General features: G+C 56.2%; 22 protein-coding genes. 13 read left to right on the plus strand and 9 right to left on the minus strand.

The window, feature by feature from the left end; translation table 11 throughout:
* Positions 1-107: 107 nt before the first annotated feature.
* Positions 108-428, minus strand: coding sequence for a PTS fructose-like transporter subunit IIB (locus OGV79_RS05250; RefSeq protein WP_024130658.1), 321 nt, complete (start codon positions 426-428; stop codon positions 108-110).
* A 14-nt stretch (positions 429-442) separates the two neighbouring features.
* The gene (locus OGV79_RS05255) at positions 443-1,522 is read right to left on the minus strand and encodes a PTS fructose transporter subunit EIIC (RefSeq protein ID WP_012133843.1); all 1,080 of its coding nucleotides are present in this window, start codon (positions 1,520-1,522) and stop codon (positions 443-445) included.
* 308 nt (positions 1,523-1,830) lie between these two features.
* Here OGV79_RS05255 and ptsP point away from each other — a divergent pair, with 308 nt between their 5' ends.
* The 3 genes from ptsP to gldA are packed head-to-tail and all read left to right on the plus strand — an operon-like array spanning position 1,831 to position 6,122.
* Entirely contained in the window at positions 1,831-4,332 is a 2,502-nt protein-coding gene (gene ptsP / locus OGV79_RS05260; protein WP_058668385.1) for a phosphoenolpyruvate--protein phosphotransferase, read from the plus strand.
* A gap of 11 nt (positions 4,333-4,343) precedes the next feature.
* Complete coding sequence (gene fsa, locus OGV79_RS05265) at positions 4,344-5,006, plus strand: fructose-6-phosphate aldolase (RefSeq protein WP_058668384.1); 663 nt, start codon at positions 4,344-4,346, stop codon at positions 5,004-5,006.
* A gap of 12 nt (positions 5,007-5,018) precedes the next feature.
* Positions 5,019-6,122 carry a bifunctional L-1,2-propanediol dehydrogenase/glycerol dehydrogenase gene (gene gldA / locus OGV79_RS05270; protein WP_012133847.1) on the plus strand — a complete coding sequence of 368 codons (1,104 nt, stop codon included), beginning with the start codon at positions 5,019-5,021 and terminating at the stop codon, positions 6,120-6,122.
* A 99-nt stretch (positions 6,123-6,221) separates the two neighbouring features.
* Here gldA and katG read toward each other — a convergent pair whose 3' ends face one another.
* The 3 genes from katG to OGV79_RS05285 form a co-directional block, all read right to left on the minus strand.
* A complete protein-coding gene (gene katG, locus OGV79_RS05275; protein WP_286468041.1) occupies positions 6,222-8,402 on the minus strand; it encodes a catalase/peroxidase HPI in 2,181 nt (726 codons plus the stop codon).
* A gap of 162 nt (positions 8,403-8,564) precedes the next feature.
* Positions 8,565-9,455, minus strand: coding sequence for a methylenetetrahydrofolate reductase (gene metF / locus OGV79_RS05280; RefSeq protein ID WP_012133849.1), 891 nt, complete (start codon positions 9,453-9,455; stop codon positions 8,565-8,567).
* Between the two features lie 157 nt (positions 9,456-9,612).
* Positions 9,613-10,521: a LysR family transcriptional regulator gene (locus tag OGV79_RS05285; protein WP_058668383.1), complete on the minus strand. Its 909-nt coding sequence runs from the start codon at positions 10,519-10,521 to the stop codon at positions 9,613-9,615.
* A 91-nt stretch (positions 10,522-10,612) separates the two neighbouring features.
* Here OGV79_RS05285 and OGV79_RS05290 point away from each other — a divergent pair, with 91 nt between their 5' ends.
* Complete coding sequence (locus OGV79_RS05290) at positions 10,613-10,984, plus strand: carboxymuconolactone decarboxylase family protein (RefSeq protein WP_012133851.1); 372 nt, start codon at positions 10,613-10,615, stop codon at positions 10,982-10,984.
* Positions 10,985-11,064: 80 nt separating this feature from the next.
* On the opposite strand, the gene metL is transcribed toward OGV79_RS05290, so the two are convergent.
* Positions 11,065-13,497 carry a bifunctional aspartate kinase/homoserine dehydrogenase II gene (gene metL / locus OGV79_RS05295; protein ID WP_060815949.1) on the minus strand — a complete coding sequence of 811 codons (2,433 nt, stop codon included), beginning with the start codon at positions 13,495-13,497 and terminating at the stop codon, positions 11,065-11,067.
* A 2-nt stretch (positions 13,498-13,499) separates the two neighbouring features.
* Positions 13,500-14,660, minus strand: coding sequence for a cystathionine gamma-synthase (gene metB, locus OGV79_RS05300; protein ID WP_047459810.1), 1,161 nt, complete (start codon positions 14,658-14,660; stop codon positions 13,500-13,502).
* A gap of 267 nt (positions 14,661-14,927) precedes the next feature.
* Here metB and metJ point away from each other — a divergent pair, with 267 nt between their 5' ends.
* On the plus strand, positions 14,928-15,245 hold the full coding sequence (metJ, locus tag OGV79_RS05305) for a met regulon transcriptional regulator MetJ (protein WP_012133855.1): 318 nt from the start codon (positions 14,928-14,930) through the stop codon (positions 15,243-15,245).
* 117 nt (positions 15,246-15,362) lie between these two features.
* On the opposite strand, the gene rpmE is transcribed toward metJ, so the two are convergent.
* The gene (rpmE, locus tag OGV79_RS05310) at positions 15,363-15,575 is read right to left on the minus strand and encodes a 50S ribosomal protein L31 (protein ID WP_024130659.1); all 213 of its coding nucleotides are present in this window, start codon (positions 15,573-15,575) and stop codon (positions 15,363-15,365) included.
* Positions 15,576-15,781: 206 nt separating this feature from the next.
* Here rpmE and priA point away from each other — a divergent pair, with 206 nt between their 5' ends.
* The 7 genes from priA to rraA all read left to right on the plus strand — a co-directional run bounded on the left by priA (position 15,782) and on the right by rraA (position 23,789).
* Positions 15,782-17,980, plus strand: a complete 2,199-nt coding sequence (priA, locus tag OGV79_RS05315; RefSeq protein WP_286468049.1) for a primosomal protein N' — start codon at positions 15,782-15,784, stop codon at positions 17,978-17,980.
* 155 nt (positions 17,981-18,135) lie between these two features.
* Complete coding sequence (cytR, locus tag OGV79_RS05320) at positions 18,136-19,161, plus strand: DNA-binding transcriptional regulator CytR (protein WP_012133858.1); 1,026 nt, start codon at positions 18,136-18,138, stop codon at positions 19,159-19,161.
* Positions 19,162-19,247: 86 nt separating this feature from the next.
* On the plus strand, positions 19,248-20,252 hold the full coding sequence (ftsN, locus tag OGV79_RS05325; protein WP_024130660.1) for a cell division protein FtsN: 1,005 nt from the start codon (positions 19,248-19,250) through the stop codon (positions 20,250-20,252).
* Between the two features lie 91 nt (positions 20,253-20,343).
* Entirely contained in the window at positions 20,344-20,874 is a 531-nt protein-coding gene (gene hslV / locus OGV79_RS05330; RefSeq protein ID WP_012133860.1) for an ATP-dependent protease subunit HslV, read from the plus strand.
* 9 nt (positions 20,875-20,883) lie between these two features.
* Positions 20,884-22,215 (plus strand): ATP-dependent protease ATPase subunit HslU, encoded by a 1,332-nt coding sequence (gene hslU, locus OGV79_RS05335; protein ID WP_012133861.1) that lies wholly within the window; start codon positions 20,884-20,886, stop codon positions 22,213-22,215.
* Positions 22,216-22,281: 66 nt separating this feature from the next.
* Positions 22,282-23,211, plus strand: coding sequence for a 1,4-dihydroxy-2-naphthoate polyprenyltransferase (menA, locus tag OGV79_RS05340; protein ID WP_047459819.1), 930 nt, complete (start codon positions 22,282-22,284; stop codon positions 23,209-23,211).
* 92 nt (positions 23,212-23,303) lie between these two features.
* Positions 23,304-23,789, plus strand: coding sequence for a ribonuclease E activity regulator RraA (gene rraA / locus OGV79_RS05345; protein WP_012133864.1), 486 nt, complete (start codon positions 23,304-23,306; stop codon positions 23,787-23,789).
* 165 nt (positions 23,790-23,954) lie between these two features.
* Here rraA and zapB read toward each other — a convergent pair whose 3' ends face one another.
* The gene (zapB, locus tag OGV79_RS05350; RefSeq protein ID WP_012133867.1) at positions 23,955-24,200 is read right to left on the minus strand and encodes a septal ring assembly protein ZapB; all 246 of its coding nucleotides are present in this window, start codon (positions 24,198-24,200) and stop codon (positions 23,955-23,957) included.
* Positions 24,201-24,590: 390 nt separating this feature from the next.
* Between zapB and OGV79_RS05355 the strand changes: the two genes are divergently transcribed.
* Complete coding sequence (locus OGV79_RS05355; RefSeq protein WP_012133869.1) at positions 24,591-25,436, plus strand: MIP/aquaporin family protein; 846 nt, start codon at positions 24,591-24,593, stop codon at positions 25,434-25,436.
* Positions 25,437-25,451 lie beyond the last annotated feature (15 nt).

The raw sequence follows: 25,451 nt of genomic DNA on the forward strand, positions 1-25,451 counted from the left end.
ACTCCTGTAGGCAAGCTTGTTGCCGGATGGCGGCGTGAGCGCCTTATCCGGCCTACGGGGATTAACATCGTAGGCCCGATAAGCTTGCGCCATCGGGCATTCTAACGTTAAGCGATTTGCGAAAGATGCGCGTCAATTTTGTTCATAATGGCATCGGCGCGTTTTACCGCATCGCTGATGTTGACGCGGACAATGGTTTTACCCGCAAAGCGTTCCTCAAACTTGATGCCGATATCTTTGGTCAGAATCACCATATCCGCATCCGCCACATCCGCCGCAGTCAGTTCGTTTTCCAGACCAATCGAGCCCTGGGTCTCGACTTTGACTTCCCAGCCTTTCGCTTTGGCCGCGCTTTCCAGCGCTTCGGCCGCCATATAGGTGTGTGCGACACCAGAAGGACATGCTGTTACTGCGATAATCTTCGTCATGGCTCATTCCTCACTTAATTCATCTCAAACTCTAAATCCAGGTCGTCTTCTTTCTCATCAACCTGAGACACTTTCTTACGCGCCAGACTTTTCAGCACGTTAACGCAGATTGCCGTCACTACCGCCCCGACAGCGACTGCCGCGATATAACCCAGCTTGCCTTCCACAACCGGCAGAACAATCAGCCCGCCCCAGCCGGCATAACACTGCGCGCCAAACAGCGCAGCCGTTACCGCGCCACAGGCAGAGCCAACCATAATGGACGGGATCACGCGCAGCGGATCGGCGGCAGCGAAAGGAATCGCGCCTTCCGTGACCCCAACGCAGCCCATTACCAGCGCGGCTTTACCGGCTTCACGTTCTTCAGAAGAGAAGTTTTTACGACCAACCAGCGTTGCCAGGCCCAGACCCAGCGGCGGAACGCAGATACCCACCGCAGCAATCGCCACCACGCTGTATACGCCCTGCGCCACGCAAATCAGCATGAAGGCGTAGGCCACTTTGTTAATCGGGCCGCCCATATCGAAGGCCAGCATCAACCCCATGATGACCGCCAGCAGCACGATGCTGCCCTGCTGCATTCCTTGCAGCCATTGGGTCAGGCTGGTGGTTAACGCGCCAACCGGTTCGCCCAGCCCCCACATCATGATGCCTGCGGTAATGAAGGTGCCGACGATAGGGATAACGAAGATAGGCATCACCGAGCGCAATACCTTATGCACCGGGATTTTCTTCAGATAATGCACGACGATACCGCCGATAATCCCGGCAATGAGCGCGCCAAAGAACCCGGCGCCAAAGCTGTTGCCCACCCAGGCGCCGATCGCGCAAGGCGCCAGCGCGGAACGTTCAGCAATGGAGTAACCGATATAGGCGGCGAGAAAAGGCACCATCAGCGTCAGCCCTGCGACGCCAATATCAAAAAGCTTCTTGAGATTAGGATCGGTCGCGGCATCGGGAACAGCGCCTTTGCCATACAGCATGACGGAAACCGCCAGCAAGATCCCACCCGCTACGACGAAGGGGATCATATGCGAAACACCGGTCATCAGATGTTGACGGGTGTTTTTCAGGATCTGCACCAACTCTTTCATAAGTCGCTCCCGGGCCGCTTCAGGCCCCTATCCATAACGTTGTTGTGGCAAACAATAGGCAATCCAACGCGGCGCAGACAGTGGATAAAAAGGCCATTTACTGGATTTTTGTAATATCAGTACAAAAATGCGATCCGCCTCATAACTTATCAAACCTCAGAAATAAGATGCCGCACTCCGACTTGTGAAGTGTCTCGCAATTTGACGTGTATGTTACATTTGTCCAGCGTTTGGCAGTTTTGTCACATGGCACTATGCGGCAACGCCCTTTTATCCTGTAGCCAGAAAATCGTTATGGGAGAAAGGCAATGGCCCTGATTGTGGAATTTACCTGTGAGCTGCCCAATGGCGTACACGCCCGCCCGGCAAGCCACGTTGAGACGCTGTGCAACACCTTTACCTCACACATTGAGTGGCATAACCTGCGCACCGACCGTAAAGGCAACGCCAAAAGCGCGCTGGCGCTGATTGGCACCGACACGCTGGCAGGCGACGCCTGTCAGTTATTGATTTCAGGTACGGACGAACAGGATGCCCACCAGCGCCTGAGCCAATGGCTGCGCGATGAATTCCCCCTTTGCGATGCGCCTCTGGCGGAGATCAAAAACAGTGAGCTGGAGCCGCTTCCGGCATCGCTGACAAACCTGAACCCGCTGTTTTTTCGCGCCCGCGCCGTCTGCACCGGCAGCGCGGGCGGCGTTCTGACGCAGCTCTCCTCGCTGGATCTCAATACGCTCGGCGAACTCCCTGCTGCCAGTGATATAGAGACCGAGCAATCTGCGCTGGATAACGGCTTAACGCTGCTGATAAAGAATATTGCGTTCCGCCAGCTCGACAGCGACGGCGCCACCAGCGCTATTCTGGAAGCCCACCGTTCGCTGGCAGGCGACACCTCCCTGCGCCAACATTTGCTGGCAGGCGTTGCACGCGGTTTAAGCTGCGCGCAGGCGATAGTCGAAAGCGCCGGGCACTTTTGTGATGAGTTTGCCCGTTCCAGCAGCCGCTATTTACAGGAACGCGCGCTGGACGTACGCGACGTCTGCTTCCAGCTCCTGCAACAAATTTATGGCGAACAACGCTTCCCGGCGCCAGGCAAACTGACCCAACCCACCGTCTGTATGGCCGATGAACTCACCCCAAGCCAGTTCCTCGAACTGGACAAAACGTTCCTCAAAGGCTTGTTGTTAAAAAGCGGCGGTACAACTTCGCACACGGTTATTCTTGCCCGCTCATTCAACATTCCCACGCTGGTTGGCGTGGATATTGAGGCGCTAACGCCGTGGCTGCACCAGACGGTCTATATCGACGGCAACGCCGGTGCGATTGTCGTTGCGCCAGATGAACCCGTCACCCGTTACTACCAACAGGAAGCCCGCGTGCAGGACGCTTTACGCGAGCAACAGCGTATCTGGCTGACCCAACAAGCGCGCACTGCCGACGGTATCCGTATGGAAGTGGCCGCCAACATTGCGCACTCCGTCGAAGCGCAAGCGGCATTCGGCAACGGCGCGGAAGCGGTTGGTCTGTTCCGTACAGAAATGCTGTATATGGACAGAACCAGCGCACCTTGCGAGAACGAGCTGTACAACATTTTTTGCCAGGCGCTGGAGTCCGCACAGGGCCGTAGCATTATTGTGCGCACGATGGATATCGGCGGTGACAAGCCCGTTGATTATCTGAACATTCCTGCGGAAGCCAACCCGTTCCTCGGCTATCGCGCCGTACGTATTTATGAAGAGTACGCCACGCTGTTTACCACGCAGCTGCGATCGATCCTCCGCGCTTCCGCACACGGCAGCCTGAAAATCATGATCCCGATGATCTCCTCAATGGAAGAGATCCTGTGGGTCAAAGAGAAGCTGGCGGAGGCTAAACAGCAGTTACGCAACGAGCACGTCCCGTTTGATGAGAAGATCCCCCTCGGCATCATGCTGGAAGTGCCATCGGTGATGTTCATCATCGACCAGTGCTGTGAAGAGATCGATTTCTTCAGTATTGGCAGCAATGACCTGACGCAATACCTGCTGGCGGTCGATCGCGACAACGCCAAAGTCACTCGTCACTACAACAGCCTGAATCCGGCCTTCCTGCGCGCGCTGGATTTCGCCGTACAGGCGGTACATCGTCAGGGGAAATGGATTGGCCTGTGCGGTGAACTCGGCGCGAAAGGGTCAGTGTTGCCGCTGCTGGTCGGACTGGGGCTGGACGAGATCAGCATGAGCGCGCCGTCAATTCCTGCCGCTAAAGCGCGGATGGCGCAGCTCGACAGTCGTGCCTGCCGCCAGTTGCTGAATCAGGCGATGGCCTGTCGCACCTCGCTGGAAGTGGAGCATCTGCTGGCGCAATTCCGCATGACCCAGCAGGACGCGCCGCTGGTCACCGCCCAGTGCATCACGCTTGATAGCGACTGGCGCAGCAAAGAAGAGGTGATCAAGGGGATGACCGACAACCTGCTGCTGGCAAGCCGCTGTCGCTACCCGCGCAAGCTGGAGGCCGACCTGTGGGCGCGTGAAGCCGTGTTCTCCACCGGGTTAGGGTTTAGCTTCGCCATTCCGCACAGCAAATCTGAACACATTGAGCAGTCCACCATCAGCGTGGCGCGTCTGAAAGCGCCGGTACGCTGGGGCGATGACGATGCGCAGTTCATCATCATGCTGACACTCAACAAACACGCCGCAGGCGACCAGCATATGCGCATTTTCTCACGCCTGGCCCGCCGCATTATGCACGAAGAATTCCGCAACGCGCTGGTCAACGCCGCATCTGCCGAGGCAATTGCCAGCCTGTTGCAACATGAACTTGAACTCTAAGAGGGAGCAAAATGGAACTCTATCTGGATACCGCGAACGTCGCGGAAGTCGAACGTCTGGCGCGCATCTTCCCTGTTGCTGGCGTCACTACCAACCCAAGCATTGTGGCGGCGAGTAAAGAATCCATCTGGGATGTACTGCCTCGCCTGCAAAAAGCCATCGGCGAAGAGGGAACGCTATTTGCCCAGACGATGAGCCGCGATGCGCAAGGAATGGTGGAAGAAGCCAAACGCCTGAGCAATGCCATTCCTGGTATTGTGGTGAAGATTCCGGTCACTGCCGAAGGTCTGGCGGCGATCAAACAGCTCAAAAAAGAAGGTATTACGACGCTGGGAACGGCTGTCTACAGCGCAGCGCAGGGCTTGCTGGCGGCGCTGGCAGGCGCAAAATACGTCGCCCCGTATGTCAATCGGGTTGATGCCCAGGGCGGCGACGGCATCCGTATGGTGCAGGAACTGCAAACCTTGCTGGAGATGCATGCGCCGGGCAGCATGGTACTGGCCGCCAGCTTTAAAACGCCGCGTCAGGCGCTGGATTGCTTACTCGCAGGATGCGAAGCAATCACCCTTCCTTTAGATGTAGCTCAACAAATGCTCAATACCCCTGCGGTAGAGTCAGCTATAGGGAAGTTTGAGCAAGACTGGAATAACGCATTTGGCCACATCAACCTGTGAGGGAAATAAAGTATGGACCACATTATTCAATCTCCTGGTAAATACATCCAGGGTGCAGATGTCATCACACGTCTTGGAGAATATCTCAAACCCCTGGCCGAACGCTGGCTGGTGGTCGGAGACAAGTTTGTCTTAAATTTTGCCCAGTCCGCGCTGGAGAAAAGTTTCCAGGATGCCGGACTGGCTCTGGAAATCGCGCCATTTGGCGGCGAATGTTCGCAAAATGAAATCGATCGTCTGCGTATCGTCGCAGATAAAGCGCAGTGCGGCGCCGTTCTCGGCATCGGCGGCGGCAAAACGCTGGATACCGCGAAAGCGCTGGCCCACTTTATGGATGTCCCGGTCGCTATCGCGCCGACCATCGCCTCTACCGATGCCCCCTGTAGCGCGCTTTCCGTGATCTACACCGATGCAGGCGAGTTTGAACGCTATCTGATGCTGCCGCGTAACCCGAATATGGTGATTGTTGATACCAAAATTGTCGCGGGCGCGCCCGCACGTCTGCTGGCTGCCGGTATCGGCGATGCGCTGGCGACCTGGTTTGAAGCGCGCGCCTGTTCACGCAGCGGCGCGACCACGATGGCGGGCGGCAAGTGTACACAGGCGGCGCTCGCGCTGGCGGAGTTGTGCTATAACACGCTGATCGAAGAGGGTGAGAAGGCCATGCTGGCGGCTGAGCAGCATGTCGTCACGCCAGCGCTGGAACGCGTGATTGAAGCCAACACTTACCTGAGCGGCGTCGGTTTTGAAAGCGGCGGTCTGGCGGCGGCGCATGCCATACATAACGGCCTGACGGCGATTCCAGACGCGCATCACTACTATCACGGTGAGAAAGTGGCGTTCGGCACGCTGACGCAACTGGTACTGGAAAACGCGCCGGTTGAAGAGATAGAAACCGCTGCGGCGTTGTGCCATTCCGTTGGCCTGCCGATCACGCTGGCGCAACTGGATATTAAGCAGGATATTCCGGCGAAGATGCGCACGGTGGCGGAAGCCTCCTGCGCGGAAGGCGAAACCATTCACAACATGCCTGGCGGCGCCACGCCGGATCAGGTTTACGCCGCCCTGCTGGTTGCCGACCAGTACGGTCAGCGTTTCCTGCAAGAGTGGGAATAACGGTCAGGAGAGACAAAAAGCCCGCAGATCGTGCGGGCTTTTTTTTATTTGCCGGATGGCGCTGACGCTCATCCGGCCTACACATTTTACTGAGATGGCTTACAGCAGATCGAAACGATCCAGGTTCATCACTTTCACCCATGCCGCGACGAAATCCTTCACGAATTTCTCACGCGCATCGCTGCTGGCGTAAACTTCCGCCAGGGCACGCAGTACCGAGTTAGAACCGAATACCAGGTCTGCGCGGGTAGCCGTAAATTTCACCTCACCGCTCAGGCGATCGCGGCCTTCGAACAGCTCTTTCGATTCGTCCGCCGCTTTCCACTCGTTACGCATATCCAGCAGATTCACAAAGAAATCATTGCTGAGTACGCCCGGACGGTCGGTAAACACGCCATTCTGGCTGCCATCAAAGTTAGCGCCCAGAACGCGCATCCCACCCACCAGCGCCGTCATCTCCGGCGCGGTCAGCGTCAGTTGCTGCGCTTTATCAATCAGCAGTGACTCGGTGGTCGACACATCAAGCCGTGCGCGATAGTTACGGAAGCCGTCTGCGATCGGTTCGAGAAGCTCAAACATCTCGATATCCGTCTGATCCTGACGTGCATCCACACGGCCCGGCGCGAACGGCACGCTGATGCTGACGCCCGCCGCACTTGCTGCCTGCTCCACACCAACGACGCCCGCAAGGACGATGATATCGGCCAGAGACGCCTTCCCGGACGATTTCTGAATCTCTTCCAGAACCGGCAGAACGCGCGCCGCAGCGGCGTTCACATCCCAGTCTCGCTGCGGTGCTAAAGCCAGGCGAGCGCCGTTGGCGCCGCCACGTTTATCGCCGCCACGGAAGGTTGACGCAGATGCCCATGCAACCGACACCAGTTCGCTGACGGAAAGCCTGGACGCGGCAATCGCGGCCTTCAGGTTGACGATGTCTTCCTGGCTCGGATTAAATACCGGCTGCGGCAGCGGGTCCTGCCAAATCAGATCTTCTTTCGGTACTTCCGGCCCGATATAGCGCGCTTTTGGCCCCATATCCCTGTGCGTCAGTTTGAACCATGCGCGGGCGAATGCTTCGTTAAACGCCTGCGGATCGTTGAGGAAACGACGGGAAATTTTCTCGAATTCTGGATCGAAACGCAGCGTCAGGTCAGTCACCAGCATGGTGGGTTTACGTTTCTTCGACGGATCGAACGGATCGGGAATGATTTCTGGCGCATCAACCGCTTCGAACTGGATCGCGCCCGCCGGGCTGCGCGTCTGCACCCACTCGTATTTGAACAGGTTTTCGAAGAAGTAATTACTCCACTGGGTCGGCGTCTGCGACCAGACCACTTCCAGACCCGAGGTAATCGCATCGCCGCCTGCGCCGCTGCCGTAGTCACTGCTCCAGCCCAGCCCCTGCAATTCAATCGGCGCGGCTTCTGGATCAACGCCAACATGGGACGCCGCCGCCGCACCGTGGGTTTTACCCAGCGTGTGACCGCCGCCAATCAGCGCCACGGTTTCTTCGTCGTTCATGCCCATATTGCCGAACGTCGCGCGGATAGCCGCAGCGGCGGAAAGCGGTTCACCGCTGTGATCCGGCCCTTCCGGGTTAACGTAGATAAGCCCCATTTCGGTAGCGCCTAACGGCGCTTTCGCCAGCGCTTCGGGATGACGGTGCGTCAGCCAGGCTTTCTCATCCCCCCAGTTCACATCAAGATCCGGTTCCCACACATCTTCACGCCCGGCGCCAAAACCGAACGTACGGAAACCGGAGTTCTCCAGCGCCACGTTACCCGCCAGAATAAACAGGTCGGCCCAGGAGATTTTCTGGCCATATTTCTGCTTGACAGGCCACAGCAGACGACGCGCCTTATCCAGGCTGACGTTGTCCGGCCAGGAGTTCAGCGGTGCAAAACGCTGCTGCCCGCGTCCGGCGCCGCCGCGCCCGTCGACGGAACGATAAGTGCCCGCGCCATGCCATGCCATACGAATAAACAGACCGGCATAGCTGCCCCAGTCCGCAGGCCACCACGGCTGAGAATCGGACAGGAGAGCTTTAAGGTCCCCTTTCAGGGCGGAATAGTCGAGTTTGCTAAATTCTTTGCGGTAGTCGAAGTCCTCACCCAGCGGGTTCGAACGGTTGGAGTGCTGATTCAAAAGATCTACACGGAGTTGGTTAGGCCACCAGTCGTGGCTGCTGGTGCCAGCACCCGCGCTACGGTCGTGGCTGCCCTGATGGAAAGGGCACTTCCCGGTAGACAATGAATTATGGGTATCGTCAGACATGCTCATCTATATGCTCCCTCTACAGTGTTATCGTTACGATATACATCACCAACGATAAGATATAGTTGAAATAACCCACAGATTCGATAGCTAATATCTTTTAAATTTATGTATCAGGCGTCAGATCAAAATGTGCATAAAAAAGCCCTCCGAAGAGGGCTAATCATGTTACAGGCCGGGCCGCACACCCAACGTGTGGCAAATGGCGTAACTCATTTCAGCGCGGTTCAGGGTGTAGAAGTGGAAATCTTTCACGCCTTCACGGCTCAGGATCTTCACCATGTCCATCGCGATATTCGCCCCAACCAGCTTACGGGTTTCCGCATCGTCATCCAGGCCGTCAAACATCTGTGACATCCACGCCGGAATACGCACGTTAGTCATATCAGCGAATTTCTTCGCCTGCTTAAAGTTGGAGACCGGCAGAATGCCCGGAATAATTTCGACATCAATACCCGCAGAGACGCAGCGATCGCGAAAACGCAGGTAGCTTTCCACATCGAAGAAAAACTGGGTAATTGCGCGGTTAGCGCCAGCATCGACTTTGCGTTTCAGGTTGAGCAAATCCGCCTGCGCGCTTTTCGCTTCCGGGTGGACTTCCGGGTAAGCGGCGACGGAGATATCAAAATCGGCAACCTCTTTCAGTAAGCTGACCAGGTCAGCGGCATACATATCCGGCTTGCCGCTCCCCGGCGGCAGGTCGCCGCGCAGGGCAACAATATGACGGATACCGTTATTCCAGTAATCCTGGGCAATGGTACGCAGTTCATCGCGGGTGGCGTCGATGCAGGTCAGGTGCGGCGCGGCTTCCAGGCCCGTACGCTCTTTAATGCCTTTGATGATGCTGTGCGTACGGTCGCGCTCACCGGAGTTGGCGCCGTAGGTCACGGAGACAAACTTCGGTTTCAGGCTGCTCAGTCGATCGATAGAGTTCCACAAGGTTTGCTCCATTTCACTGGTGCGCGGCGGGAAAAACTCGAACGAAACATTAATCTGACCCTGAACTTCCGCCAGGCTCTGATTCAGGGCTTCCCGCTGGTTGGCGTGAAAAAAGCTCATACCTTACCTCATCAATCGCATGTCATTATATGTTGTGTTGTGAACATCTATCCGTTTAGACGTCTGGATGTAAAAATGACCGAAAAGTGGGATGCCGTCAACAGAAAAATCACTGTTAAAGGTGAGGAATACTCAGACAACGTGAAAAAAATTCAAATCAGTCCGAAATAATGAAGGATTGCATCGCAAGCGTATTTAACCACCGCAACCGTACAGCGTTCTCAGGCAGCATCACCAGCCCGGCACGAATACGTAATTCAGTGTCGCTAAGTACGCGGAATATCACGCCCTGGCGCTGAATAGCGGCAAACGAGCCCGGGAGCAAACTCAGGCCATCGCCGTGGGCGATTCGCGCGAGCAGCACATCATGTTCCAGCGGTTCTTCAAGGCAGGAGGGGGCGTAGCCAGCGCGACGGAAAATGTGTCGGGTGTAGTCAAAAAAGGCCGGATTACGTTCCCGTTTGAACCAGAACAGCGGGCGGTGGTTAAGCGCAGCTAAGGAGAGCGACGTCAGGCTCGCTTCCGGCCAGACGGAGGGTAATGCGGCAATCAACGGTTCTTGCCAGTCGAGCGGCGTGACGGTTAACCCTGTGGCCTCAAGCGGCAGCGCCACCAGCGCCGCATCCAGTTTCCCCCGACGTACCTGGCGTACCAGTTCAGGCGAACCATGACGCACAATATGCAGCCTCTCCACACGCGTATTCAGCTGCGCCTCCAGGGGGGCAAAAATCCCCTGCTCAAACGCGGTGCTCAGCCCTAAACGCAGCGATTGCGCGCCGGTTTGCGCCAGTTGATTCAGCGCAGCATACGTTTTGTCCTGCTGCGCCAGCAGCGGGCGGACGATTTCCAGCGCGCGCAGACCCTCATCCGTCAGCGTAAGTCCACGAGTATGACGGACAAAAAGCGTCACCCCCAGACGTTCTTCAAGCTGGCGAATATGGCGGCTCAGCGGCGGTTGCGACATAAACAGTCGCTGTGCCGCGCGGCTCATATTGTTCTCTTCCGCCACCACGGCAAAGTAGCGTAGCAGGCGGATATCCAGAGAGTGCAGAGGGGATGTTGTCATACCGAAAAGGTATCACGGAAACGGTATTATCCAAATCATTCCGCGCCCCCTATCCTCACGCCACAGACTCCAGACAAACGAGGAATACACTATGCATTCAGAACGCTTTATTACCGGTCAGAAAATGCTGCAACAGGTGGATGGCAAGGGTGGCGATGCGGTGATCGAAAGTTTGCAAGACATTGCGCCAGATTTTGCCCGCTATCTGATCGAATTTCCGTTTGGCGATATCTATTCCCGGCCAGGGCTGGATTTACGCAGTCGGGAAATCGCAACCGTCGCCGCGTTAACCGCGCTGGGCAACGCCACGCCGCAGTTGAAGGTACACATTGCCGCCGCGCGACATGTGGGGTTAACGCAGGAGGAAATTATCGAAGTGATAATGCAGATGGCGGTTTATGCCGGTTTCCCGGCTGCGCTGAACGGTCTGTTCGCCGCAAAAGAGGTGTTTGCAACTCGGTGAATCGCCGGGTGGCGGCGTTGCCTTATCCGGCCTACATATTCCGTAGACCAGATAAGCGCAGCGCCATCCGGCAACAAATACTACAGCAGCTGCGCCAGGCGGTTGATATCCGACTGAATCGCCCCGGCGGTGACGTCACGACCGGCCCCCGGCCCGCGGATCACCAGCGGATTGTCGCGATACCAACGGCTTTCGATGGCAAAGACGTTATCGCACGGCAGCAGCGCCGCCAGCGGATGTTCCGGGCGCACCGCTTCAACGCCAACGCGCGCTTTACCGTTGGCGTCGAAACGCGCCACGTAGCGCAGCACCAGCCCCATTTCACGAGCGGCTTCCAGACGCTGTACCATCTGCTCATTCAGCTCATCGCCATTTTCAAAGAAGTGATCGACAGATCCCTCTTCGCAGTGTGCGGGCACCAGCGATTCAACGCGCACCTGGTCCGGCTCGATGTCGTAACCCGCTTCACGCGCCAGAATCACCAGCTTGCGCATCACATCTTTACCAGAAAGGTCAACACGCGGGTCCGGCTCGGTCAGCCCCTGCTGCCAGGCCTGATCCACCAGATCGGTAAACGGTATGGAACCGTCAAATTGCAGGAACAGCCACGACAGCGTGCCGGAGAAGATCCCGCTGATCGACAGAATGGCATCGCCGCTGTCAATCAGATCGCGCACCGTATAGTTGATCGGCAGGCCCGCGCCGACGGTCGCGTTATACAGCCAGTGACGCCCGGTTTTTTCGAACGCGTCGTGGATCTGGCGATATTTATCGCTGGTGCTCGCCCCCGCCAGTTTATTGGCGCTGATGACGTGGAAGCCGTGGCTGGCGAAATCAAGATACTGATCGGCCAGTTGCTCGCTGGCGGTGACATCCAGCACCACCAGATCGTCATACGGGTGGGCGCGCATCCACAGGAACAGCGACTCTTCATCCTGCTCAATCGCTTCGTCGTTGAAGAACGCCAGCGCACGGCTGGCATCCAGCCCTTCGTAGTTCAGCAGGCTGCGACGGCTATCCACCACGCCCGCCAGGACAAATTCAAACCCGGTACGCGCGGAGAGCGTACTCTGCTCGCGGGCAAACAGTTCCAGCCAGCGGGAACCGATGTTGCCTTTGCCGAACAGCACCAGGCCGATGCGTTTTTCCGCGCGGAAAATAGACTGGTGCAGCCCCTGAATCAGGCTTTCGGTCGGGCCGGTGCGCAGTACGGCCACCAGGCTGATCCCCTCTTCCGACTGCCAGGTAAATTCAACCGGCTGGCCTTTCAGCTGTTGCCAGAAGCGGTGGCAGTGCAGCGGGTTACGGGTGACGCCAGCGCCAACCATCGCGACCAGCGCCAGCCCCTGACGCAGGCGCAATTCGCCCGGCAGGCCCGCTTCATCAAGAATTTTTAATGCGCTATCAGCGACTTCAGAGGTGTAGCAGAATTGCAGCAGATGGCGATCGTTATGCACGCCAACCGCCAGCGGACGCACCTGCGCCCGTTTCAGAATCTGGTCGACGTCTCTCCAGGCCAGTTTAAAGTCCTGGCTGGCGGGCACCTGAAACTCAATCAGGCAAACGTCATCATGGCTGGTGACGATACGCGCCCCGGTGCCGGACGCCAGCACGCGTTCAATGCGCGTGGACCCCTGATCCGGCGTGTAGCTACAGCGCAACTGCAAATCGATATCGCTGCCGGAAACCGGCTGTAGGGTACGGGCGTGCAGAACCGGCGCGGCCAGACGCGCCAGCTCGCTGGCTTCATCCAGACGCAGCAGCGGCAGCAGGCAGGCATCTTTCACTTTACGCGGGTCGGCGCTGTAAACCCCGGCCACATCGCTCCAGATGGTGACGCGGGAAACACCCGCCAGCGCGCCAATTTGCGTGGCGGAATAGTCAGAGCCGTTACGGCCCAGCAGCACCGTCTCGCCCGCATTGCTGCGACTGATAAAACCGGTAACGACCAGGCGCTTGCCCGGATGCTGCACCAGCAACTGTTGCAGTAACGGGTAAGAGAGACCTTCATCTACCTGCGGCTGCGCGGCGCGTTCAGCGCGTAAAAACTCACGCGCGTCCAGCCATGCCGACGCCAGTCCTTGCTCATTCAGCACTGCGGACATCAGACGCGCAGACCAGATTTCGCCATGCCCGACGACTTCGGCATAAACGGCATCGGTCACGCCGCTGTCGAGCAGCGCGGCAAGACGCTCCAGATCGCTAATGAAAGCGCTGATCAGGCCATCCGCAACGTCGGCGGGAAGCAGCCCGCTGATCAGATCGCTCTGATAGCGGCGTAACGTCTGTTGCACCTGATGCGCGGAGAGGCGGTCGGTCTGGCTTAACTTCAGCCAGCTAATCAACTGGTTGGTGGTACTACCGGCGGCGGAAACAACCATCATATCGTCAGGCTGCGAGTACTCCGCCATAATGCCTGCGACACGCAGATAACATTTCACGTCTGCCAGACTACTGCCACCAAATTTATGCAGTTGACGACCCTTCGCCCCTGCCTGCGCAATCACACTCATGTTTACCCCTTGTTTGCAGCCCGGAAGCCATTTTCCAGGTCGGCAATTAAATCTTCGCCATCTTCAATACCGGTGGAGATACGCAGCAGCGTCTCTGAAATTCCGGCGGCAGCACGCGCTTCTGGCGCCATGCCTGCATGTGTCATCGTTGCGGCGTGGGAGATCAGGCTTTCAACACCCCCTAAGGATTCCGCCAGCGTAAACAACGACAGCCCGCCCAGGAAACGACGCAGCGTCTGCTCATCGCCATCCAGTTCAAAACTCAACATTGCGCCAAAGCCTTTTTGCTGGCGCGCGGCAATCTCGTGCCCTTGATTATCCGGCAGCGACGGATGGTACAGTTTTTTCACCAGCGGTTGGGTTTGCAGATAGTCCACAATGGCCTGGGCATTGCGCTGAGCCACGTCCATTCGCGGCGCCAGAGTACGCAGCCCACGTAGCAGCAGATAGCTATCAAACGCGCCGCCGGTGACGCCGATATTATTGGCCCACCATGCCAGTTCGGTGACAATCTCTGGATCTTTCGCAATCACCACGCCAGCCACCACATCCGAATGGCCGTTTAAATATTTCGTGCATGAATGCAACACCAGATCGGCGCCCAACGCCAGCGGATTTTGCAGTGCAGGGCTTAAAAACGTGTTGTCCACAACGCTCACCGCGCCCGCTTCTCGCGACAGCTGGCAGATTTTCGCAATATCTACCACGCGTAACAACGGATTACTGGGGCTTTCCACCAGCACCAGCTTCGGTTTTTCCGCCAGCGCCGCTTTCAGCGCCTGCTCATCGCCTTGATCGACAAACAGCACGCGATAACAGCCCCGCTTCGCCAGGCTGTCAAACAGGCGATAGCTGCCGCCGTAGCAGTCGTGCGGCGCCACCAGCAGATCGCCCGGTTTCAGGAACACGGTCGTCACCAGCAGAATGGCCGACATCCCGGTATTGGTCAGCACCGCGCCCGTACCGCCCTCCAGCTCCGCCAGCGCGCGCTGAACCACATCACGCGTCGGATTTCCACGTCGCGAATAGTCATGGGCGCGAGGTTCATTAAAACCAGTGAAGTTATAGGTGCTGGAAAGGTGAATCGGCGGGACAACGCAACCGTACTGCTCGTCGTCATTTAACCCGCTACGCACTGCGATGGTGGCCTGTTTACGCGTCATGTTGAGAAGTTCCTGGGCTGAATCGGTGAAAAGTCAGGCACCAGAGTAAACATTGTTACAATAGACGTCAATACATCTGGACATCTAAACTTCTTTGCGTATAGATTGAGCAAACTGGAAATAGCCGTTAAAATTATATGCATTAGCGCACATCTACAGACGCTTAACCCGTGTCACGATATCGCCTGTACGGTAAACTATGCGGGATTACGGCCAGGCACGACGATTCTGGCCCTTAACTAATGACGAGAAGATTAAAGGTATCTCATGGCTGAATGGAGCGGCGAATATATCAGCCCATACGCTGAGCACGGTAAGAAGAGTGAGCAAGTCAAAAAGATTACGGTTTCCATTCCTCTGAAGGTGTTAAAAATCCTCACCGATGAACGCACGCGTCGTCAGGTGAACAACCTGCGTCACGCCACCAACAGCGAACTGCTGTGTGAAGCGTTTCTGCATGCCTTTACCGGGCAACCATTGCCGAACGATGAAGACTTGCGTAAAGAGCGCAGTGATGAAATACCGGAAGAGGCCAAAATCATCATGCGTGAACTGGGGATCGACCCGGATACGTGGGAGTATTGATTTTTTTGCCGGATAGCGGCGGAAGGATTCAGTACCGCAGGTACTGATAAGCGTCAACGCCATCAGGCAAAGACAAAAAAAGCGCCTTTCGGCGCTTTTTTCTTTGACAGCAATAACTTATTTGCTGCCCGGGATGCTGAAACGCTTGTTGAAGCGGTCAACACGGCCACCGGTAGCAACATCACGCTGTTTGCCAGTGTAGAACGGGTGGCATTTACCGCACACGTCCAGGTTCAGGTCGTGACCTGCAGTAGAGCGGATTTTGATGACATTACCGCAAGAGCAGTTTGCAGTAATTTCTTCGTATTTCGGGTGAATATCTTTTTTCATGGGGAAACCTCGGTTTAAGGCCGCGTCGCTCTTCCAGCCCTAACGCCAGACACCACGCGATGTTGATAGTATAGGTCGATGATACAAATGTGTATCAAAGGCGGCGAATCATACAGAATTTGACCAGCGTATGCAAACTGATCCGCGCTCCCTCATCACAATGTGTATACTAACCCGCCAGAATTCAAGTCAGCCAGGATGATTACATGCCCGTCGCGCACGTTGCCTTGCCCGTTCCGCTACCCCGCACCTTTGACTATCTCTTGCCGGAAGGCATGACCGTCAAAGCCGGGTGTCGGGTGCGCGTGCCGTTTGGCAAACAGCAGGAACGCGTCGGGATTGTGGTGTCGGTCAGCGAACAAAGCGAACTGCCGCTTAACGAACTGAAAGCGGTCGTTGAGGTACTGGACAGCGAGCCGGTCTTTTCGCCCTCCGTCTGGCGTTTGCTGCTTTGGGCGGCGGATTACTACCACCATCCAATGGGTGACGTTCTGTTTCACGCTCTGCCGATTTTGCTGCGCCAGGGGAAACCCGCCAGCAACGCGCCGATGTGGTACTGGTTCGCCACCGAAGACGGCCACGCTATCGATCTCAATAGCCTGAAGCGCTCGCCTAAACAGCAACAGGCGCTGGCCGCGCTGCGGCAGGGGAAGATCTGGCGCGACCAGGTGGCGGATCTTGAATTTAATGACGCGGCGCTCCAGGCGCTGCGTAAAAAAGGACTGTGCGAGCTGGCGAGCGAAACGCCCGGCTTTAGCGACTGGCGCACCCATTACGCCGTCTGTGGCGATCGGCTGCGTCTCAATACCGAACAGGCCACCGCCGTTGGCGCCATCCACAGCGCGTCGGACAGCTTTTCTGCCTGGCTGCTGGCGGGCGTTACGGGTTCCGGTAAAACAGAGGTCTATCTCAGCGTACTGGAAAACGTCCTCGCTCAGGGCAAACAGGCGCTGGTGATGGTGCCGGAAATTGGCCTGACGCCGCAAACCATCGCCCGCTTTCGCGAGCGCTTCAACGCCCCCGTCGAAGTTCTGCACTCCGGGTTAAATGACAGCGAACGTCTCTCAGCCTGGCTGAAAGCCAAAAACGGCGAGGCGGCGATTGTCATCGGCACCCGCTCATCGTTGTTTACGCCGTTTAAAAACCTCGGCGTCATTGTGATCGACGAAGAGCATGACAGCTCCTATAAACAGCAGGAAGGCTGGCGTTACCACGCCCGCGACCTGGCGGTGTACCGCGCTCACAGCGAACAAATCCCGATTATTCTCGGCTCGGCAACACCGGCGCTGGAGACGTTATGCAACGTGCGACAAAAAAAGTACCGCATGCTGCGCCTGACGCGCCGGGCAGGCAACGCACACCCTGCCCTCCAGCATGTGCTGGATTTAAAAGGCCAGAAGATCCAGGCCGGGCTGGCTCCCGCGCTTATCGCCCGTATGCATCAGCACCTGCAGGCAGATAACCAAGTCATTCTCTTCCTTAACCGCCGGGGATTTGCTCCTGCGCTGTTATGCCACGACTGCGGCTGGATTGCCGAATGTCCGCGCTGCGATCACTATTACACGTTGCACCAGGCGCAACACCACCTGCGCTGTCACCATTGCGACAGCCAGCGCCCGATACCGCGTCAGTGCCCTTCCTGCGGCTCCACGCATATGGTGCCGGTTGGGTTAGGGACAGAACAGCTTGAGCAGGCGTTGGCGCCCTTCTTTCCCGGCGTGCCGGTCTCGCGCATCGACCGCGACACCACCAGCCGTAAAGGCGCGCTGGAGCAGCATCTGGCGGAAGTCCATCGCGGCGGCGCGCGCATTTTGATCGGCACGCAAATGCTGGCGAAAGGGCACCATTTCCCGGACGTCACCCTGGTAGCGCTGCTGGACGTTGACGGCGCGCTGTTCTCGGCGGATTTCCGTTCGGCGGAACGTTTTGCCCAGCTTTACACTCAGGTTTCCGGCCGCGCCGGACGCGCCGGAAAACAGGGCGAGGTGGTATTGCAGACCCACCATCCAGAGCACCCTTTGCTGCAAACCTTGCTGCACAAAGGCTATGACGCTTTTGCTGAACAGGCGCTGGCCGAGCGGCAAACGCTGCAACTTCCGCCGTGGACCAGCCATGTGATTGTGCGGGCGGAAGATCATAACAACCAGCAGGCGCCGGTGTTCCTGCAACAGCTGCGTAATCTGATTCAGGCCAGCCCGCTTGCGGATGACAAGCTCTGGGTATTAGGCCCGGTGCCTGCGCTCGCGCCAAAACGCGGCGGCCGCTACCGTTGGCAAATTTTGTTGCAGCATCCGTCGCGAATTCGTCTGCAACATATCGTCAGCGGCACGCTGGCGCTCATCAATACGCTACCCGAATCCCGCAAGGTTAAATGGGTGCTGGATGTCGATCCCATTGAGGGATAACGGGTCACGATGCGAGGCGGATCGTAAAATTAAATATCCATCACACTTTTTATGAAAATTCTGTAACCGCTTCCATTAACTATCTGATAAAAATGTTTTCGATGTGAGTTAAACAAGGATAGTTCTGCGCCTGATTTCCCAGGCGAGGAGAGAGTGTGAAACCGAAGAAACAGGTTGCTGCCGCTACAATGAAAGATGTTGCTATGAAGGCGAAAGTCTCAACAGCAACCGTGTCCCGTGCGTTAATGAACCCGGATAAAGTCTCCCAGTCGACCCGTAACCGGGTTGAACAGGCGGCGATGGAGGTGGGATATTTACCGCAATCAATGGGGCGAAATAGCAAACGGAATGAATCACGCACCATCCTGGTGATCGTCCCGGATATTTGTGATCCCTTTTTCAGTGAAATCATCCGGGGCATTGAGGTTACCGCCGCAAGCCACGGATATCTGGTGTTGATTGGTGACTGCGCGCACCAGAATCAGCAAGAAAAGACCTTTATCAATTTGATCATCACCAAACAAATTGATGGCATGTTATTGCTCGGTTCACGCCTGCCGTTCGACGCCAGCATTGAAGAACAACGAAATCTGCCGCCGATGGTGATGGCCAACGAATTCGCGCCGGAGCTGGAGCTGCCTACCGTTCATATTGATAACCTGACTGCGGCCTTTAACGCCGTGAATTATCTGCATGAACAGGGCCACCAGCGTATCGGATGCATTGCCGGGCCGGAGGAGATGCCGCTGTGCCACTACCGTCTGCAAGGCTATGTGCAGGCGCTGCGTCGCTGCGGCATTACCGTCGACCCGCATTATATCGCCCGGGGCGATTTCACCTACGAGGCGGGCGGTCACGCGCTGCAACAGCTGCTTGCGCTTCCGCAGCCTCCGACCGCCGTGTTCTGTCACAGCGACGTTATGGCGCTCGGCGCGCTCTCCTGGGCCAAGCGTCATGGTCTGAAAGTCCCTGACGATCTGTCCATCATTGGCTTTGATAACATTGCGCTGGCGGAATTTTGCGACCCGCCTCTGACGACAGTTTCACAGCCGCGCTTCGATATCGGGCGCGAAGCAATGCTGCTCTTGCTCGACCAGCTACAGGGGCAAAATGTCAGCAGCGGCTCGCGCTTGCTGGACTGCGAGTTAATTATTCGTGGTTCGACGCGAGCCTTAACTTAAACCTTTAAGACTCACCTATCTGGTCAAAAGCCCGCCGCTTAAGTAACATGGCGGGCTGACGAACGAATAAATACAGCGAAACGATAGTGGCACAACGAGATTATGTACGTCGCGGTCAACCGGCACCTTCGCGGCGCAAAAAGAGCACCTCACGGAAAAAGCAACGCAACACGCCTGCGGTTTCACCCGCAATGGTCGCTATTGCGGCGGCTGTCCTTGTGGCCTTTATCGGGGGTCTGTACTTCATTACTCATCACAAAAAAGAAGAGTCCGAAACGCTGCAAAGCCAGAAAGTGACCGGCAACGGGCTGCCGCCGAAGCCGGAAGAGCGCTGGCGCTACATTAAAGAGCTGGAAAGCCGCCAGCCGGGCGTGCGTGCGCCAACCGAGCCTTCTGCGGGCGGCGAAGTGATGAACCCGGAGCAGCTCACCAGCGAGCAGCGTCAGCTACTGGCGCAAATGCAGGCGGATATGCGCCAGCAGCCGACCCAGCTTAACGAAGTGCCGTGGAACGAACAGACGCCTGAACAGCGTCAGCAGACATTGCAGCGCCAGCGTCAGGCACAGCAGCAGGTACAACAGCAGCAGTGGGCTAACACCCAGCCGGTTCAACAGCCGCGTACGCAGCCACGCGTGACGGAGCAACCGTACCAACAGCCACAGCAGCAACCGCGTACGGCGCAGACTGCGCCTGCACAGCAGCCACGCCAGACGCAGCAGCCGAAGCAGACGACATCCCAGCAGCCTTATCAGGACCTGTTGCAGACGCCTGCGCACACCACGACTTCTCAGCCTAAAACGCAGCAGGCCGCGCCGATCGCGCGTGAACCTGAAGCGCCAAAACAGACGGCAGAGAAAAAAGATGAACGTCGCTGGATGGTGCAATGCGGCTCCTTCAAAGGCGCCGAGCAAGCGGAAACCGTGCGCGCCCAGTTGGCTTTTGAAGGCTTTGACTCCAAAATCACCACCAACAACGGTTGGAATCGTGTGGTCATCGGCCCAGTCAAAGGCAAAGAGAATGCAGACAGCACCCTTAACCGCCTGAAGATGGCGGGTCACACAAACTGCATTCGACTCGCCTCCGGGGGTTGAAACCCCCAAAATCCCCCCCATTTATATTTGCATTATGCCCCGTACCGCGTGCGGGGCCTGTATTCTGCATTTGTAACCAAGGGGTCTGCTCGTGACAACAATAGTAAGCGTACGCCGTAACGGCCATGTGGTAATCGCCGGTGATGGTCAGGCCACACTGGGCAATACCGTAATGAAAGGCAACGTGAAGAAAGTTCGCCGTCTGTACAACGATAAAGTCATTGCGGGCTTTGCAGGGGGAACGGCAGACGCATTCACGCTGTTCGAACTGTTTGAGCGTAAACTGGAAATGCATCAGGGCCACCTGGTCAAAGCCGCCGTTGAACTGGCGAAAGACTGGCGTACTGACCGTATGCTACGCAAGCTCGAAGCGCTGCTGGCCGTCGCAGATGAAACCGCTTCACTGATCATCACGGGTAATGGCGATGTCATACAGCCGGAAAATGATCTGATTGCTATCGGCTCCGGTGGTCCCTACGCCCAGGCTGCGGCACGCGCACTGCTAGAAAATACCGAACTGGGCGCCCGCGAAATTGCTGAAAAGGCGTTGGATATTGCAGGCGATATCTGCATTTACACCAACCACTTCCACACCATTGAAGAATTACCGTCTAAAGCGTAAGGATCTCCCATGTCTGAAATGACCCCACGCGAAATCGTCAGCGAACTGAACAAGCACATCATTGGCCAGGACAACGCCAAGCGTTCCGTGGCGATTGCACTGCGTAACCGCTGGCGCCGCATGCAGCTCAACGAAGAGCTGCGCCATGAAGTGACGCCAAAAAATATTCTGATGATCGGCCCGACCGGCGTAGGTAAAACCGAAATCGCGCGTCGCCTGGCAAAACTGGCCAACGCGCCGTTCATCAAAGTTGAAGCGACAAAATTCACCGAAGTCGGTTATGTGGGTAAAGAAGTGGATTCCATTATCCGCGACCTGACCGACTCCGCGATCAAGATGGTGCGCGTTCAGTCTATTGAGAAAAACCGCTACCGCGCAGAAGAAATGGCGGAAGAGCGTATTCTCGACGCGCTGATCCCTCCGGCGAAAAATAACTGGGGTCAGGCTGAGCAACAGCAAGAGCCGTCCGCCGCGCGCCAGGCATTCCGCAAAAAACTGCGTGAAGGCCAACTCGACGATAAAGAAATTGAGATCAATCTCGCAGCCGCACCGATGGGCGTTGAAATTATGGCGCCTCCGGGAATGGAAGAGATGACCAGCCAGTTGCAGTCCATGTTCCAGAACCTGGGCGGCCAGAAACAAAAACCGCGTAAGCTGAAAATCAAAGACGCGATGAAGCTGTTGATTGAAGAAGAAGCGGCCAAACTGGTGAACCCGGAAGAGCTGAAACAGGAAGCTATCGACGCCGTTGAACAGCACGGGATCGTGTTTATCGACGAAATCGACAAAATCTGTAAACGCGGCGAATCCTCTGGCCCGGACGTTTCCCGCGAAGGCGTACAGCGCGACCTGCTGCCGCTGGTAGAAGGCTGCACCGTCTCTACCAAGCACGGTATGGTGAAAACCGACCACATCCTGTTTATCGCCTCCGGCGCGTTCCAGGTGGCGAAACCGTCTGATCTGATCCCCGAGTTGCAGGGGCGTCTGCCGATTCGCGTTGAGCTGAAAGCGCTGACGACGGAAGATTTCGAACGCATTCTCACCGAGCCGAATGCGTCCGTTACCGTTCAGTACAAAGCGCTGATGGCGACCGAAGGCGTGGACATCGAGTTTACCGAGTCCGGCATCAAACGCATTGCCGAAGCGGCATGGCAGGTAAACGAAACCACCGAAAACATCGGTGCGCGTCGTCTGCATACCGTTCTGGAACGTCTGATGGAAGATATCTCCTATGACGCCAGCGATCTGAATGGTCAGAGCATAACAATTGATGCGGAATATGTGAGCAAACATCTGGATGCGCTGGTCGCAGATGAAGATCTGAGTCGTTTTATCCTATAATCGCGTTCAATGCATTTTCATCACTGTTGATGGGGCTGAAAAGCCCCATTTTTATTGGCGCTAAATATGACTGAACAACAACAAATTAGCCGCTCCCAGGCCTGGCTGGAAAGTTTACGACCGAAAACGCTGCCGCTCGCGTTTGCGGCAATCATCGTCGGTACAGCGCTGGCATGGTGGCAAGGGTACTTCGATCCCCTGGTTGCGCTGCTGGCGTTGATCACCGCCGGGCTGCTGCAAATCTTATCGAACCTTGCCAACGATTATGGCGACGCCGTCAAAGGCAGTGATAAGCCTGACCGCATCGGGCCGCTGCGCGGGATGCAAAAAGGGGTGATCACCCGGCAGGAGATGAAGCGGGCGCTGATCATTACCGTGGCGCTGATTTGCCTCTCCGGTCTGGCGCTGGTGGCTGTCGCATGTCATACGCTGGCGGATTTTGTCGGATTCCTGGTGCTGGGCGGCCTGTCGATTATCGCCGCGATTACCTACACCGTCGGGAACCGTCCTTACGGCTATATTGGTCTGGGCGACATTTCCGTGCTGGTGTTCTTTGGCTGGCTCAGCGTAATGGGCAGCTGGTATCTACAGGCGCATACGCTCATTCCTGCGCTTATCTTACCTGCTACCGCCTGCGGACTGCTGGCGACCGCCGTGCTCAACATCAACAATCTGCGCGATATCAACAGCGATAAAGAAAACGGTAAAAACACGCTGGTGGTACGTTTAGGCGCGGTTAACGCACGTCGTTATCACGCCTGCCTGTTGATGGGTTCACTGGTCTGCCTGGCGCTGTTTAACCTGATTTCACTGCAAAGCCTGTGGGGATGGCTGTTCATCCTGGCCGCACCGTTACTGATTAAACAGGCGCGTTATGTGATGCGCGAAATGGAACCCGCTGCGATGCGCCCGATGCTGGAACGTACCGTTAAAGCCGCGCTGTTGACTAACCTGCTGTTTGTCGTCGGGATTTTCTTAAGCCAGTGGGCGGTTTAACTGACAAATATCAATGAACAATTGATGATTTTGCAAACAGTACGCATAGCGCGATATACTAAAAATTCTCGCAGCAACTGAACGTTAAGCCTATGAAATACGATACTTCCGAGCTTTGTGACATCTACCAGGAAGATGTCAACGTCGTGGAACCACTGTTCTCTAACTTTGGAGGACGGTCGTCGTTTGGCGGACAAATCATCACGGTAAAATGTTTCGAGGACAACGGGTTGCTCTACGATCTGCTCGAACAGAATGGCCGTGGTCGCATTCTGCTGGTCGATGGCGGTGGTTCTGTCCGTCGCGCGCTGGTCGACGCCGAACTGGCGCGTCTGGCTACGCAGAATGAATGGGAAGGGCTGGTCATCTACGGCGCGGTGCGTCAGGTAGACGATCTGGAAGAGCTGGATATCGGCATCCAGGCGCTTGCCGCGATTCCGGTAGGCGCCGCAGGTGAAGGAATTGGGGAAAGCGACGTCCGCGTCAATTTTGGCGGCGTGACCTTCTTCTCCGGCGATCATCTCTACGCCGACAATACCGGGATAATCCTCTCCGAAGACCCACTTGATATCGAGTGATCAAAAAAGGCACCGTAAGGTGCCTTTTTTATTGCGTTGCCGCTCATAAACGATGCCGACTGTAGGCCTGATAAGCGTAGCGCCATCAGGCGATATTGCAGTGCCGGATGGCGGCTTACGCCTTATCCGGCCTACAACGCTGAGCGCAGCCAACACTGCTACGGCTCAGACTTCTTCCATACGACCCAGCAGCGCCTGCAAACGATCCTGCCACCCGCTCTGCTGTTCTTTCAGATGGTTGTTCTCACGCTCCAGCTCTTCACGCTGATGCTGAGCAGACTGTACATCCTGCGCCAGGCTGTTGTTCTTTTCTTTCAGCTCTTCGATTTCCATCTGCAAAAGCGTAATGGTATCAATCGCCTGCTGTACTTTTGCTTCCAGTTTCTCAAACACTTCTAATGACATGGCCATACCTCTCCTGAATTGCAAGGCGACGCTTCACGTAAACGCGCACAATATATAGTGCCGATTGTATGAAGCCGCGCCATCCCTGTCCAGCGACATACCGCGTAGATTGCGGTTTGCAACACTTTTCATCCTTGTCCTGGTGACATAACTCACATAACTCTAAAGTGTTAACATATTGGTTAATGAAATGATTCAGCTCACACTCCTGGTTTGTCGTAAAACGCGCTTCATGGCGCGATAACGCTCATTTTATTGACGCAGTACACACATTTTGATTTCGATATTTCTCGTTTTTGCTCGTTAACGATAAATTAACAGTATGCCTACAGGCATCGAAGGCGTCAGTGACCTCTTCGCAAACAATAAACATTAAACTCTCTTCAGGATCCGATTATGAGTCAAACATCAACCTTAAAAGGCCAGTGCATTGCTGAATTTCTCGGTACTGGGTTGTTGATTTTCTTCGGTGTGGGTTGTGTCGCTGCTCTTAAAGTAGCAGGTGCTACTTTCGGTCAGTGGGAAATCAGTATCATCTGGGGTCTGGGGGTGGCGATGGCTATCTACCTGACAGCAGGTGTCTCCGGCGCACATTTAAATCCAGCCGTAACAATCGCACTGTGGCTGTTTGCCTGTTTCGACAAACGCAAAGTTGTTCCTTTTATCATTTCTCAAGTTGCCGGCGCGTTTTGCGCAGCGGCATTAGTTTACGGGCTTTACTACAATCTTTTCGCTGATTTTGAACAAACGCACCACATCGTCCGTGGCAGTATCGAAAGTGTTGATCTGGCTGGCACTTTCTCAACATATCCAAATCCACATATCAATTTTGTGCAAGCCTTCGCGGTTGAGATGGTAATTACCGCTATTCTGATGGGGCTTATTCTGGCGCTGACCGATGATGGTAACGGCGTGCCGCGCGGCCCACTGGCTCCTCTGCTCATTGGTTTACTGATCGCAGTAATTGGCGCCTCTATGGGGCCACTGACCGGGTTTGCGATGAACCCGGCGCGTGACTTCGGCCCGAAACTGTTCGCCTGGCTCGCTGGCTGGGGGAACGTTGCCTTGACTGGCGGTAAGGATATTCCTTACTTCCTGGTGCCGATGTTCGGCCCGATTGCGGGCGCCATTCTGGGCGCATTCGCCTATCGTAAACTGATTGGCCGCCATTTGCCGTGTGATACTTGCGTGGTTGAAGAGAAGGACACCACCACTACCGCACAACAAAAAGCTTCGCTGTAATGTGACTACGGGACA

It is taken from the genome of Citrobacter sp. CK185, assembly GCF_030333565.1.
Classification (GTDB): Bacteria; Pseudomonadota; Gammaproteobacteria; order Enterobacterales; family Enterobacteriaceae; genus Citrobacter_B; species Citrobacter_B koseri.